Raw genomic sequence first — 15131 nt, 5'->3', positions numbered from 1 at the left:
CGAAAGTTGAGAGAAATGGGAGAAAAAAGTAGGGGAGTCGGGAAGTCCGTGAGGAAAGAGTTGAATTACACTATTGTCATAACAGGTATTCAGCCCATTTCTTCCAACTTTCCTGCTCCGGTCTTTCAGACGCTAATAATCCATCCCCACCGCAGTCCTGACCAGTTTCAGCGTTTCACTGGCGCTGGCACGGGCCTTATCGGCACCCTGACGAATAATTTTCTGGAGCAGTTCCTGATTATGTTGAATATCTGCGGCTTTGGCACGAATGGGTTGAATAAAACGGATCATATCTTCGGCAAGCTGTTTCTTCATATCCCCATAACGTATTACACAATTACCTGAACTGCTGTTATTAAAATCATCCTCAAATTTCTGAACGGTATCTGCTGTACTTACAAGCTTCATTAAAGTAAAAAGATTCTCTATATAATCTGGTTTTACAGCATTGGGTTCAGCAGGACCCTGATCGGTTTTGGCTTTCATGATTTTTTTACGGATGCTGTCATCTTCATCGGCCAGGTAAAGGGTATTCATCTGGTTTTCACTTTTGCTCATCTTACCCTCACCATCCAGACTTAAAATTTTAACCAGTTCACCGCCATAATTAAAAGCATATGGCAGCGGCAATACATCACCATAACGATGGTTAAATCTTTCTGCATAATTGCGGGCCATTTCGAGGTGCTGTTCCTGGTCTTTGCCTACCGGTACTTTTACAGCCCTGTGTATCAGAATATCAGCAGCCTGCAAAACGGGATAAGTAAGTAAACCCGCATTTACATTATCGGGTTGTAAGCGAACCTTATCTTTAAAAGTTACTGTTTTTTCCAGTTCACCTTTATAAGCCATCATATTGAGGTAAAGGTAGAGTTCAGCTATTTCCGGTACATCGCTTTGTACGTATAAGGCCACTTTATCAGGGTCGAGTCCGCATGCTACATTCTCTGCAATCACACGCAGAACGCTGTTTTTAAGTTCGCGTGTATCGGGGTGGGTGGTAAGGCTGTGCCAGTTGGCCACAAAAAAATAGCAGTTAAACTCATCCTGCATACGCACATAATTACGCATGGCACCAAAATAATTACCCAGGTGCAAAAAACCAGTGGGTCGTATACCACTTAAAACAACCTCTTTTTCCATTGGGCGAAGATAAGGAAGAGAAGCTATAAGCGGCAAGGAGCAAGGAACAAGACACAAGAAGCAAGACTCAGGGAACAGGGCACATGAGACAGGTAGGAGTGATAGGATTAAACAGGAGTCAACCATCTTGTCTCTTGCTGCTTATTGCCTCTAGCCTGTTCCCTAACCCTTGTTTTCTGAAGATTGAATTTTCTATATCCCTCCCAGAAAGGATATTTGTAAGGAAGGAAATTATTGTATACTGTAAGTTCCTTTGTAAATCAAAAATCAAAGATCAAAAAATCAAACCCCACATCAACCACTCTACATCGAACATATTATCTACGCCGATAGAATACCTCAAGGGTGTGGGCCCTTTGCGGGGCGATATGCTGCGTAAGGAGCTGGAGATTTTTACTTTCGGCGATTTGTTGGATCATTTTCCACATCGGCATATTGATAAGACCAAGGTAAATAAGATAAGCAGCATTAATTATCAAACCGATTTTGTACAGGTAGCAGGTGTTTTACAACAGTTTGAAATATTAGGTGCAGGCAGGGCCAAAAGATTGGTGGCTCAATTAAAAGATGAAACAGGCAGCCTCGAACTCACCTGGTTCCAGGGAATTAGCTGGGTGCAGAAAAACCTGGTACCCGGACAAAAATACCTGGTCTTTGGTCGCACCGGTTTTTTTAGTGGCAGACCGCAAATGGTGCATCCGGAAATAGAACCTTTTGTAGCGGCTAAAGCCGATGGGAAAGAATACCTCGAACCCGTATATCCTGCCACAGAAAAATTAAAAGCCAGGGGACTCAATGGGCGGCAACTGGCCAAACTTAGTTTTCAGTTGTTCTCACAAATTAAACCAACGGATATTCCGGAAAACCTGCCGGAACATATAATAGCGCAACAGCAGTTGATTAACCGCTATGAAGCTTATTGCAATATTCATTTTCCTGTATCACAGGAGGCATATGAGCGATCACTCAAAAGACTCAAATTTGAAGAACTCTTTATCGCGCAGGTAAGACTGAACCTGATTCGACTTGAACGACATAAAAACAGCAGGGGTGTAGTATTTGAAAAAGTGGGTGAGCTGTTCAACAATTTTTACAACAATTACCTGCCTTTTGAATTAACAGGTGCACAGAAAAGGGTAATCAGGGAAATCAGAACCGATACCGGCCGCGGACACCAGATGAATCGTTTGTTACAGGGCGATGTAGGCAGTGGTAAAACCATTGTGGCTTTGCTGAGTATGTTACTGGCAGCAGACAATGGCTACCAGAGTTGTCTGATGGCTCCTACAGAAATTCTTGCACAGCAGCATTACAATGGGCTGAAAGCATTATTGAAAGAAATGCCTGTTGAAATAGCTTTATTAACGGGTACCGTAAAAGGCAAAGAAAGAAAGAGAATATTGGCCGGCTTACAGGACGATACCATTCATTTTGTGGTGGGCACACATGCGGTAATAGAAGACGTGGTACAGTTTAAAAACCTGGGGATTGTAATTGTAGATGAACAACACCGTTTTGGTGTGGCACAAAGGGCCAAATTATGGGAAAAAGCTGCTGTTCCGCCGCATGTATTGGTGATGACGGCAACTCCCATTCCAAGAACACTTGCCATGACTGCCTATGGTGACCTGGATTATAGTGTAATGGATGAATTACCGCCAGGCAGACAACCCATTACCACAGTTCACCGTAATGAATCGGCAAGGGCCAGTGTGATGGATTTCGTAAAAACCGAGATACAAAAAGGTCGTCAGGCTTATTTTATATATCCATTGATTGAAGAAAGTGAAAAACTGAGTTATGAGGACCTGATGCAGGGCTATGAGCAGGTAAAAAGCTTTTTCCCCGAACCCAGGTACCTCATCAGTATGCTACACGGACGCCAACCGGCAGAGCAGAAGGAAACCAATATGCAACGTTTTGTAAGTGGTGATACACAGATAATGGTGAGTACAACCGTGATAGAAGTGGGCGTAAATGTGCCCAATGCAACGGTTATGGTTATAGAAAGCTCAGAAAAATTCGGCTTATCGCAGTTGCACCAGCTCCGTGGAAGGGTGGGAAGGGGCAGCGAGAAAAGTTTTTGCATTTTATTAACGGGTGCCAAAGTAAGCAAAGAAGGCAGAGAACGGATCAATACTATGTGCGCCACCAATGACGGGTTTAAAATTGCAGAAAAAGACCTTGAATTGCGTGGCCCGGGCGACATTGCAGGTACCAGACAGAGCGGTGCATTGAACTTTAAAGTAGCGAGTATTGTTAATGATAAGGAATTACTCGAGCTGGCAAAAACAATGGCCGAGCAGATAGTGGACGAGGATCCAACACTGGATATGGCAAAGAATTTGCTGTTAAAAAACTACCTCAGGTCACAGAAAGGTAAAAATGCATGGAGCCGTATTTCCTGACGACAACTTTAACAGGGCCGGAAACGTATATTATAGTAACTTATTAAAAAATTGAGGATTGGCAGCACTGAAGAAAATAGCAGGAACGGTACTATTGCTTGTGACGGGACTGGTAACTTATGCGCAGAACTACCTGGAGTTTGTGGAGAACAAAGGACAGTGGGATAAAAAAATATTATACCTAGCCAATACAGGCATCGGTTCGGTAGCGCTGCAGGCAGACGGTTACCGGGTATTATTGCACAATGAAGAAGACCTGGAAAAACTGAATCCGCATCCGCGAGGTCACCAACATACAACCACTACAGCAACATCCGTAAAAAAATCCGCCGCAGGTGAACCTTCAAGAGGGGGAGGCGGTGGTTCAACAGATAATCTTATTTTGAGGGGGCATGCCTACCAGGTGAAATTCCTGAATGCCAATCCAAATGCACAGGTGATTCCAGATAAGGCCCAGGCTTCTTATAACAACTATATATTGGGCAATGACCCATCTAAATGGGCATCCAACTGCAAGATATACCAGGGCGTAACTTTCAGGAATATTTATCCCAATATTGATATTCGCTATTACACTGCTAATGGCACTTTGAAATATGACCTGATTGTGAATCCGGGTGGAAATATCAATGATGTAAATCTTTATTTTGAAGGAGTAGATGGGTTAAAGGTGAAGGATCAGCAACTGGTTATTAAAACATCGGTTATTGAGGTGAAGGAAATGGCACCCTATACCTATCAACTGGCACGTAATACCCGCACAGAAATACCCTGTAGTTTTGAGGTGAAGGGAAATATTGTTCGATTTAAAGTAAATGGAGCATATAATAAAGATGCAACATTGATAGTAGATCCGTCGATTGTGTTCTATGGATATTCGGGGAGTACGGCTGAGAATTGGGGCTTTACAGCAACATATGATGCTATGGGTAATTTCTATGGAGGGGGGATAGTATTCCAACCTGGTACTTTCCCCGTTAGTAATGGTGCGTTTCAAAGAACGTTTCAGGGTGGAATAAGTGAAGGACAATTAAACCCGAATGATATAGCAATTATAAAATTTGATCCTTCGGGAGCAAATAGAATATATGCTACTTATTTGGGAGGAACTGGAAATGAACAACCACATAGTTTAGTTGTTGATAGTCAGGGAAATTTATTTATTGCTGGCAGAACTACATCTGGCAATTCATATCCAACCCGGGGGCTTGGTTTATATGGAAGTGGAGGCGGTGCAGATATTATTATTACAAAATTGAATCCTACTGGTACTGATATTATTAGTTCATTGAGAATTGGTGGAAATCGTGACGATGGTATTAATGTTAGAGCTAATTATTTAAATCCTATTGCTCCGGAAACAACACGCCGAAATTATGGCGATGATGCAAGAAGTGAAATTATATTAGATGAAGGAGGAAATCCAATTCTGGCATCTGTTACACAGTCGCCAAACTTTCAGGTAACGAATAATGCATTTCAAACCACGCCGGGTACTGCAACACAAACACGTTTTCAGGATGGAGTGGTTATTAAACTTACTTCCGATTTAAATACTGTTCTGTTCAGTTCTTTTTTAGGGGGCAATGGAGATGATGCTGCATTTGTACTGGCAACGCATCCGCTTAATGGAAATATTTATGTGGCAGGAGGAACAGCTAGTAATAATTTCCCCGGAGACAAAACAGGGGTTGTCTTTCCTGCATTCAGAGGAGGTACTACTGATGGATTTGTATCAATTATAAGTCCTGACGGCTCTCAGATTATTAAAACAAGTTATTTCGCTACTACAGGTATTGATCTTATTTACGGTATTCAGTTTGATAGGAACGGATTCCCCTACATAATGGGAACCTCAACAGTTGCCTGGCCTGTTGTAAATGCACCAATCAATGCAAATGGAAGTCAGGCTACAGGGAAGCAGTTTATTTCCAAATTACAGCCAGATTTATCTGCATTTATTTTTTCAACAAACTTTGGTACAATAACTGGAAGTACACCCAATATTTCGCCCACCGCATTCTTAGTAGATCGTTGTGAGAATGTGTATGTTTCCGGATGGGGTGGAGAAATTACTGAGGACTTTCCATCATCAGGCACCACTGGTTTGCTTACAGCCGGAACAGACCAGTTTAAACCACAAACAGATGGAAAGGATGTCTATTTCTATGTGATTGAAAGGGATGCCAGATCTGTTTTGTATGCTACTTTTTTTGGTGCCACTTCAATAAGCAATGTCCCTTTGGGCGATCATGTGGATGGCGGAACCAGTCGTTTTGATAGAAATGGTACCATTTATCAGTCAATTTGTTCATGTTTAGGTAATAGTTCATCGCAGTCATTACCTGGTACAGCGGGAGTCTGGTCCAGAAATAATTTAGCTACTCCGGGCGGAGGTGCAAGGTGTAACTTACTCGCCATCAAATTCTCCTTCGACCTCGCAGGCGTAGGAGCTGGTCTGCAAGCATCCATTAATGGTGTTGCCAGAGATACCGCCGGTTGTGTACCATTAACAGTTGATTTCAGGGATACCTTGGCACAGGGTCAAGCTTACTGGTGGCATTTTGGGGATGGTTCACCAGCAGTGAGAACAACAACACCTTCTATTTCGCATACATTCAATAATATCGGATTATACAGGGTAATGCTGGTAGCAGTTGATTCCACTACCTGTAATTTTACCGATACTGCCTATATCAATATGCGGGTACGTGGAGATGAAGCTTTATTATCATTTACATCTACCAAAATTCCTCCCTGCGAGTCACTGGTATTTGAGTTTAATAACACATCAGTAGCACCCGCCGGTAAGCCCTTTACCAACCAAAGCTTCCGCTGGGATTTTGGTGATGGCAATACAAGAATTGCTGGTCCCGGTCTGGTAACACATAGCTATGCAGCAGGCGGTACTTATGATGTGAAACTTGTACTAATTGATACCAATTATTGTAACCATGCAGACAGTATCGTACAACAAATACGCATTGCACCCAATGTAGAAGCAAGGTTTTCCACTCCTTCGGTGGGTTGTGCACCATACAATGCCGTGTTTAATAATACTTCACTGGCCGGACAACAATTCTTCTGGAATTTTGGTGATGGAACAACATCAACAGTAACCAGCCCGACACATTTATATCCTACACCGGGAACTTATACCGTAACCCTGATTGCGATAGACAATGCCACCTGTAATATACGGGATACCACGACCCAGGTTATAACAGTGAGTGGTAGCCCTACAGCAGCTTTCACATACACACCCAATCCAACTGAACCCAATACAGCCGTAAACTTTAATAACGGATCAATAGGCGCTGTTTCATTTAAATGGTTATTTGGAGATGGGGACAGTACCATTACAACCGATCCGGATTCTCCCGTACCACATTTATACAACAGAACCGGTACCTATAATGCCTGTCTCATTGCATTCAATGCATCGGGCTGTAGTGATACTACCTGTCAGTCAATCAGTGTAACCGTGAATGCAACGGCTGTTGTGCCTAATGCATTTTCGCCTAATGGCGACGGAACCAATGACCGCATTTTTGTACGTGGTTATGGAATAGATAAAATGACCTGGCGTATTTACAACAGATGGGGCGTACAGGTATATGTGAGTAATAACCAGGATGAGGGTTGGGATGGCAGGTACAAAGGCAGGATACAGCCACAGGATGTGTACCATTATACTTTACAGATAGAATTTACCAACGGCGATAAAGTGTCAAAGAAGGGCGATATTACATTACTTCGATAAATGCCAGATATGCGTAGCGTGTTGAAAACAGGAGCGTTTGTATTATTACTGTTCATTGGAATTACAGTGAGCGGGCAGGGTTTGCATTTCTCGCAATACTATAATGCACCCATGTTGGTGAATCCGGCCAATACAGGATTTAATCCCGACTATGATTATCGTATCGGAGGTAATTACCGGAACCAGTGGGCCAGTGTAGGCAATCCTTTCCGCACCATGAGCCTGTGGGGCGACACCAAATTATTTACCAATCGTTTTGAAAATGGCTGGATGGGCGCAGGTGCCTCCTTGTACAGCGATAAAGCAGGAAGTGGTAACCTCGTTTCTACCAATGCCTATGCAAGTGTGGCATACCACCAGATGCTCGGGTATAACAGTTTATTGAGTGGGGGTTTTAGCGTAGGACTTGTTACCAAAAGAATTGATATCAGTAAACTAAATTTCGATAACCAGTGGAACGGACAGTTTTTTGATATCAATATCCCCTCGAATGAACCATTTGCGTATAGCCAGACTTCTTATCTAGACCTGCACGTGGGGATGAACTATGCGTATTTTGCTTCTGATAATTTTTATTTTAATGCAGGTGTAAGTGCCATGCATATCAATAGTCCACAGGAAAGTTTTTTTGCACCCAATGTTGCCGATGCGAGGGTAAACAGGAGGTATACAGGTTTTGTAAATGCCAGTATCAAATTACAGGATTTGTGGATCGTGAATCCGAATATCTATGTAAGTAAAATGGGTAATGCATGGGAAACAGTAGTTGGTTTTAATGCCAACCGTAACCTGAGTGGCGATGGAGAACAACAAATGATCTTAGGTTTGTATTATCGTCATAAAGATGCGGTAATACCCATGGTGGGTTATCAGGTAAATGATACCCGCTTTACATTTAATTATGATGCCACAACATCTAACCTCGGCAGTATCAATGGGGCAAGAGGGGCTTATGAAATATCGATTATCAAAAGCGGAATCTTCTCGAATGGCGGAAACGGGGTAAAATGTCCGACGGTGAGATTTTAAAATAAGATAATAGACCATGGTCCATGGTCCATGGGCCATGGTCTATTATCCAGCGCTTAGATTTCAATGTCTTCATCATCTGCATCTTTGCTTATGCTGTAGTCGTCTTCATCCAGGTATTTGCTGTATTTTTTATTTACATCATCAGACTGGGCTTTGCCATTTATATACAGCTTATGGCTTTTCACCTGTATCTTATAATTTTTATCCTTGTCAATCAGTCCGTCTTTATCCAGCTCATCAACAAAAGCCTTGATTTTTGTGAGTTGTTTTTTTGCAGTGGCAATACCCGCCCTTGCTTCATTCAGTCCCTTCTCCACATCGCTGCGTATTTTATCAAAATCAATATTGTGTTTGAATTTCTCCGACTTTAATTCTGTTTTTACTTTTGCCATTTCTTTGTCTATCTCTTTGAAATCAATTTCTTTCAGCGCCAGTTCCACTTCTTTCATGGCTTTACGAACTTCTGCCTGAATTTTATCTACATCAATTTTTTTAATCTCCTCCATCGCTTTTTTCATTTCCTTTTCCATTTTGCCGAGATCAATTTTTATCTCCTGGTCCAGTTCAATGGAAGCTTTATCCAGTTCTTTCATGGCTCTTTCCAGATCATGAATTTTGTATTCTCTGTCATCATTATACCTGTACTTGTATTTCTTTTTTGTTTTGGTTGTATCCTGGTAGAAATTTTCGAAAGAAGGTTCCTGTTGCTCGGTTTTCTTATCGGCCACTTTCCAGGCAGTAAAGCTGATCGTTGCCAGGGCGAGTACAATACCAGCTATCCATTTGTTGATTAAAATCGTTTTCATGTTGATTGTTTTATTGATTGACGAATTATTTCGTAGTAAACATACGATTATATTCGTAAATGGATCATCAATCTGGATAACCGGCTATTTTTTAACATTTGCGGCAGGAGGGTGGGTTGAATTGTAGCAGGCTCGCAAAACTTTATGTTTTATATTGCAGCCACTCCAAAATGACCCATATGAAATAAGCCTTAACAATGGTTGTTATAAACCCTGAATATTAATTGGCGAATTACATGTAACTAAAATCAGTGAAAATAAACACATGAAATATCTTCCTTTAGATGCTAACATCTTCATAACCAATAGGGAACGATTTGTAAAAGAGATGGTTCCCAACAGCATCGCCATTTTTGTGAGCAACGACGAATGGCCGATGAATGGCGACGCCCTTCATAAATTCAAACAAAACAGCAATCTTTTCTGGCTCAGTGGTATTACACAGGAAGATTCAATGGTAGTGCTGTTTCCCGATTGTCCAGACCCCAAATTCCGTGAAGTGCTGGTATTGGTTCGTCCCAACGAATTGAAAGAGAAATGGGATGGAAAAAGATTACGCACCAACGAGGCAACAGCCATCTCCGGCATACAAACCATTGTATGGGTAGATAGTATTGATGCTTTATTACAAACCTGGGTTCACCTGGCCGATCATATTTACCTCGATACCAACGAAAACGACCGTAAAGCCTCACAGATCAGGAGCCGCGACTACCGTTTTGTAGATGAAATGCGTGAGAGATACCCACTGCATACCTACCATCGTGCAGCAAAAATCATGCGTTCATTGCGGGCCATCAAAACCAAAGATGAAGTAGCCGTATTACAGAAAGCCATTGATATTACAGATCATACATTCCGTCGCCTGCTGGGTTTTATTAAACCCGGTGTAATGGAATATGAAATTGAAGCAGAAATCTACCATGATTTTTATAGTCAGCGTGCAACAGGTCCTGCCTACGGAAGTATTATTGCCGGTGGCGACCGTGCCCGTATTCTTCACTATGTATCAAATAACCAGGAGTGTAAGGATGGAGAGATGGTGTTAATGGATTTCGGAGCAGAATATGGCGGTTATTGTGCCGATCTTACCAGAACTGTACCAGTTAATGGTAAGTTCACACGCCGGCAAAAAACAGTTTACAATGCCTGTTTACATTTGCACAACTATGCCAAAAGCATTTTAAAACCTGGAATTACCATTGTTGATTACACAGAGAAAGTAGGAGAGGAAGCCACACAGCAGTTTTTAAAGATAGGGTTGCTGAAAAAATCGGATGTAAAGAACGAAACACCCGAAAACCGCGCCTATCGAAAATATCTCTATCATGGTATATCACACCACCTGGGTATTGATGTCCATGATTTGGGCACTAAAACACAACCTGTTAAAGCAGGAATGGTTTTTACCATAGAACCGGGTATTTATATTGAAGAAGAACAAATGGGTATACGTATCGAAAATAATTTCTGGATCACCCGTAATGGAAATACAGACCTGATGAAAAACATCCCCATTACTGTAGAAGAGATTGAAGCATTGATGAAGAAAAAATAAGCGAATGGTCCATGGTCGATAGTCCATAAACTATGGACTATCGACCATGGACTATAAACCCTCCCCATGAAACAAATTCCCAACCTTTTTACACTCCTTAATCTGGTATTCGGTTGTCTGGCCATTATTTGTATTATGCAAACAGGGTTGGAGATAACCAGTTCTTCTGCCGGGGAGCCCATTGTAGAAATACCTGAACAGATGCAATGGGCCAGCCTTTTTCTTGCACTGGCAGCCATTATTGATTTCTGTGATGGTTTCATGGCAAGGTTATTAAAAGTACCATCCGAAATGGGCAAACAACTCGATTCACTCGCCGATGTAGTGAGTTTTGGCGTGGCGCCGGGTCTTATTGTATACCAGTTCCTGCGTTTATGCCTGGCACAGGAGCCCGATGGTCTTGATGCCCCCGTAGCATGGTTATTACCGGCCGTACTTGTGCCCTGCGCAGGTGCTTACCGGCTGGCCAGGTTTAATATCGATACACAACAGTCTCATGGTTTTAAAGGGGTACCCATTCCAGCAGCGGGTTTATTATTTGCATCATTTCCGCTGATCTATTGGACTACTTCCGAAACATGGGTTATTACCCTATTACTCAACAAATGGTTCTGGTATGCGATAGTACTGGGTGTGAGTTACCTCATGGTATCTACATTACCCATGATGGCCCTGAAATTTAAAAATATAAGTGTAAAAAAAATCGCTCCTTTCCTTATCATAGCTGTAATAGCACTGATCGGTGCAGTCTTATTTGGCTGGCTGGCAGTTCCGCTTAGTTTTATTGCTTATGTAGTTTTATCTTTGCTCCTTAAACAAACAGAATCATGACCTATAACGTGCAGATCAAAGTAATGCCATTAAAAGACCTGCTCGATCCCCAGGGTAAAGCAGTGTTGGGTGGATTGAAGAACCTCGGACTCGGATCAATTGCCGATGTAAGAGTAGGGAAACATATTACTTTACAGATCGATGCCGCCTCAGAAACAGAAGCCAGACAAATAGCCGAAGAAGCCAGTAAAAAACTACTCGCCAACCCGGTGATGGAGTTTTATGAGATTGAAATGATACAATAATATTTGATGATGTCAGATGGCAGATGTCTGATTTGAAATACATCTGCTATCTGATATCTCATATCTGCTATATGCTCTACCTCGTCCCTACACCCCTCGGGAATTTAAAAGATGTAACACTTCGTTCATTAGAAGTATTGCAACAGGTAGATGTGATTTTATGTGAGGATACGCGCACATCATCCCGCTTCCTGAATCATTATCAGATACAGAAACCGCTTTCTCCCTATCACCAGCATAATGAACATAAAGTGGTGGCACACCTGGTTGACCAGATGAAAGCCGGTAAACAATTTGCATTGATAACAGATGCAGGTACTCCCGGTATTTCAGATCCGGCTTTTTTACTCGTCAGGGCCTGCGTGCAGGAAGGAATTAAAGTAGAATGTCTGCCCGGCGCTACCGCTTTTGTACCGGCACTGGTAAACAGCGGAATTCCGTCTAACCGTTTTGTATTTGAAGGTTTTTTGCCGCTCAAAAAAGGTCGCCAGACACTATTCAAACAACTGGTAACCGAAGAGAGAACCATGGTGTTTTATGAGAGTCCTGTTCGACTGGTAAAGACACTGGATGAAATGGCTGGATATTTTGGAGAAAACAGACCCTGTTCTGTGAGTCGCGAACTCACCAAACTCTTTGAAGAAAATTTCCGTGGTACCATAAAAGAAGTAGCCGATCATTTTCGTGCAAAAACAGTGAAAGGGGAAATCGTGATTGTTGTAGCCGGAAATCCTGCTTAATACCAGTTTGAAATTTCATTTATTTTTTTTCTTGACAATTGTGGAACCAGACAAGTATCAGTCGGGTATCCAACTGGTATTAATAAATAGGGCTTTTCATTTTCCGGTCGGTGTAAGAGTGTTGACAGAAAATTCATAGGTGAAGGTGTATGGGTAAGCGCAACGAGACCTGCATTATGGATAGCAGTTAATAAAAAACCACAGGCAATTCCACAACTCTCCGTAACATAATAATTCTGCCTTTTTTTTCCATTCGAATCAATTTCATAACTTCTTCTGAAAACAACAATCAGGTAAGGAGCTATCTCAAGAAATGGTTTTTGCCAATCTGTTTGAAAAGGGGCCAGATCTTCCAGCCATTCCTCACTCATTCTGTTTGTATAACTTTCTTTTTCCTCTGCTTCAGCAGCTACTCTTATTTGTTGCTTAATGTCGGGGTCGCTTACAACACAGAATGTCCAAGGCTGTTTATGGGCCCCCGAAGGTGCTGTGGAAGCGGTCATTAGAATATTTTCAATAACAGATTTGTCAATATTTCGGTCAGAAAACTCACGAACAGTGCGTCTTTCATTCATCCACCCATAAAAATCAGCTGATCTTTGCTTTATTTGATCATCATTATACGTTTCTTTACGATAGATTATAAAAGGATAACCATTGATTATATTTGGAGTTTCCATATTTTTTTTCTGAAATTAAACATAAAATGTTTCCAAGGCATATGAAAAAACTATTTCTATTTTCTGTTCTGCTCACATCTGCAATGATTAGTTCATTGTTTGTTGAAGCACAGCCCGATCGCTGGCAGCAGCGTATCAAATACCAGATCAATGTAAACATGAATGTGAACACAAACCGTTTTACAGGCACAGAGAAAATTGATTACTGGAACAATTCGCCCGATACCTTAACCCGTATTTTCTTTCATTTATACTGGAATGCATTTCAGCCCAACAGCAGCATGGACGTGCGCAGCCGTGAATTGGGTAAAACCGTGTTAAGAGAACCATCCCGTATGAGTGATGGCCTCGATTGGGATGCGCGCGTAAAAGACCGGATCAGTAAACTTACACCCGAACAAATCGGTTTTCAGCAAGTGGCATCGGTAAAAATTGCAGGAGTGGCCCAGGAATTGAAAATGCACGAAACGATTTTGGAAGTAGTGCTGGCAAAACCTATCATGCCCAAATCGAAAGTGCAACTCGATGTTCAGTTTGAAGCACAAGTGCCCCAGCAGATCCGCAGAAGCGGTCGCGATAATGCGGAAGGTATCCGCTACAGCATGAGCCAGTGGTATCCCAAAGTAGTAGAATACGATTACCAGGGATGGAATGCCAATCCCTATATTGCCCGGGAATTTTATGGCGTATGGGGCGATTTTGATGTAAACATCACCATCGATAAAAATTATTTTGTAACAGCCGGTGGCGATCTCATGAATGCCAATGAAATAGGCAGAGGGTATGAAGTTGCAGGTACTAAACCCTCAACACCTGCAGGAAATACCGTTACCTGGAAATGGCAGGCGTATAATGTTCATGATTTTATGTGGGCCGCTGATCCGAATTATAAAATGATTACTCGCACAACTGTAAACGGCCCCTTGATCCGGGTAGTATATAAAGCGGTGGATTCTGTTGACAGCCGCTGGCAGCGTGTAGCAGATTCAACTGCGCTGGCTTATCCGATTATCGCCAAAACATTTGGTCCCTATCCGTATAAAACCTACACTTTTATACAGGGTGGAGATGGTGGAATGGAATATCCGATGGCCACTTTGCTGAAAAATGCCAGCATCGGCACCGCTATTCATGAATGGATGCATAGCTGGTACCAGATGATGCTGGGCAGTAACGAAGCACTCTATCCATGGATGGATGAAGGATTTACAGATTATGCCACATCACGTGTCATGGCTGAAATGCGCGGTAGAAGCGGATTTGCAGCAGAAGGTTCTTACAGAAGTTATTTTAATCTCGCAAAAAGTGGTCTGGAAGAACCTGCCAGTACACATGCCGATCATTTCAATACCAATTTTGCCTATAGCGCTGCAGCGTATAGCAAAGGAGCTGTGTTTATGGCGCAATTAGGTTATATAGTAGGTGAAAAAGTACGCGACCAGATTTTGCTCGACTATTATTATCAATGGAGATTCAAACATCCCAATCCAAATGATCTCATCCGTGTGGCAGAAAAAAGAAGTGGTATGGAACTCGACTGGTATAAAGAATACTGGATCAATTCAACCAAAACCATTGATTACGCAGTAGGAGATATCAACGTAGAAAATGGTAAGACCATGCTCTCGGTAAAACGCATCGGAAAAATGCCCATGCCTATTGATGTACTGGTAACCTATAAAGACGGCTCAAAGGAAATGCATGTAATTGCCCTAGACCTGATGTATGGAACAAAACCTGCGGAAAATGAAATACCCCGCACCAATCATACGCCCTGGCGTTGGACACACCCCGAATACAAATTCGCTATTGCAAAGGGGATACAGGAAATTAAATCGGTTGAAATTGATCCATCCATGCGAATGGCAGATATAAACCGCAACAATAATAAACTTGTAATACCTGACTAACCAGCATAAAAAGCA

11 protein-coding genes are annotated in these 15131 nt (G+C 42.1%); 8 read left to right on the top strand and 3 right to left on the bottom strand.

Going from position 1 to position 15131, the window contains the following annotated elements; translation table 11 throughout:
* Positions 1 to 132: 132 nt before the first annotated feature.
* Entirely contained in the window at positions 133 to 1143 is a 1011-nt protein-coding gene (gene trpS, locus KXJ59_RS15560; RefSeq protein WP_295206725.1) for a tryptophan--tRNA ligase, read from the bottom strand.
* 233 nt (positions 1144 to 1376) lie between these two features.
* Between trpS and recG the strand changes: the two genes are divergently transcribed.
* Genes recG through KXJ59_RS15545 form a run of 3 tightly spaced genes read left to right on the top strand, consistent with a single transcriptional unit; the run spans position 1377 to position 8343 of the window.
* A complete protein-coding gene (gene recG / locus KXJ59_RS15555) occupies positions 1377 to 3551 on the top strand; it encodes an ATP-dependent DNA helicase RecG (RefSeq protein WP_363266307.1) in 2175 nt (724 codons plus the stop codon).
* Positions 3552 to 3609: 58 nt separating this feature from the next.
* Positions 3610 to 7314 carry a PKD domain-containing protein gene (locus KXJ59_RS15550; RefSeq protein WP_295206723.1) on the top strand — a complete coding sequence of 1235 codons (3705 nt, stop codon included), beginning with the start codon at positions 3610 to 3612 and terminating at the stop codon, positions 7312 to 7314.
* A gap of 9 nt (positions 7315 to 7323) precedes the next feature.
* On the top strand, positions 7324 to 8343 hold the full coding sequence (locus KXJ59_RS15545) for a PorP/SprF family type IX secretion system membrane protein (RefSeq protein ID WP_295206721.1): 1020 nt from the start codon (positions 7324 to 7326) through the stop codon (positions 8341 to 8343).
* Between the two features lie 56 nt (positions 8344 to 8399).
* On the opposite strand, the gene KXJ59_RS15540 is transcribed toward KXJ59_RS15545, so the two are convergent.
* Positions 8400 to 9152 carry a hypothetical protein gene (locus tag KXJ59_RS15540; RefSeq protein ID WP_295206719.1) on the bottom strand — a complete coding sequence of 251 codons (753 nt, stop codon included), beginning with the start codon at positions 9150 to 9152 and terminating at the stop codon, positions 8400 to 8402.
* Between the two features lie 265 nt (positions 9153 to 9417).
* Between KXJ59_RS15540 and KXJ59_RS15535 the strand changes: the two genes are divergently transcribed.
* From KXJ59_RS15535 to rsmI, 4 genes are all read left to right on the top strand, one after another.
* The gene (locus tag KXJ59_RS15535; RefSeq protein WP_295206717.1) at positions 9418 to 10710 is read left to right on the top strand and encodes an aminopeptidase P family protein; all 1293 of its coding nucleotides are present in this window, start codon (positions 9418 to 9420) and stop codon (positions 10708 to 10710) included.
* 66 nt (positions 10711 to 10776) lie between these two features.
* Positions 10777 to 11541: a CDP-alcohol phosphatidyltransferase family protein gene (locus KXJ59_RS15530; RefSeq protein WP_295206715.1), complete on the top strand. Its 765-nt coding sequence runs from the start codon at positions 10777 to 10779 to the stop codon at positions 11539 to 11541.
* Entirely contained in the window at positions 11538 to 11786 is a 249-nt protein-coding gene (gene purS, locus KXJ59_RS15525) for a phosphoribosylformylglycinamidine synthase subunit PurS (protein ID WP_295206713.1), read from the top strand. Before KXJ59_RS15530 ends, purS begins: the two co-directional genes overlap by 4 nt.
* A 71-nt stretch (positions 11787 to 11857) precedes the next feature.
* Positions 11858 to 12526, top strand: coding sequence for a 16S rRNA (cytidine(1402)-2'-O)-methyltransferase (gene rsmI / locus KXJ59_RS15520; protein WP_295206711.1), 669 nt, complete (start codon positions 11858 to 11860; stop codon positions 12524 to 12526).
* Here rsmI and KXJ59_RS15515 read toward each other — a convergent pair.
* Positions 12523 to 13206: a nitroreductase family protein gene (locus KXJ59_RS15515; RefSeq protein WP_295206709.1), complete on the bottom strand. Its 684-nt coding sequence runs from the start codon at positions 13204 to 13206 to the stop codon at positions 12523 to 12525. The two genes, rsmI and KXJ59_RS15515, sit on opposite strands and share 4 nt — an antisense overlap.
* Before the next feature lie 41 nt (positions 13207 to 13247).
* On the opposite strand from KXJ59_RS15515, the gene KXJ59_RS15510 reads away from it, so the two are divergent.
* The gene (locus KXJ59_RS15510; protein WP_295206707.1) at positions 13248 to 15116 is read left to right on the top strand and encodes a M1 family metallopeptidase; all 1869 of its coding nucleotides are present in this window, start codon (positions 13248 to 13250) and stop codon (positions 15114 to 15116) included.
* Positions 15117 to 15131 lie beyond the last annotated feature (15 nt).

The organism is Sediminibacterium sp., assembly GCF_019264485.1.
Taxonomy (GTDB): domain Bacteria; phylum Bacteroidota; class Bacteroidia; order Chitinophagales; family Chitinophagaceae; genus Sediminibacterium.
Note: the sequence above shows the minus strand (reverse complement) of the source record. Positions and strands in the feature narration are given on the sequence as shown.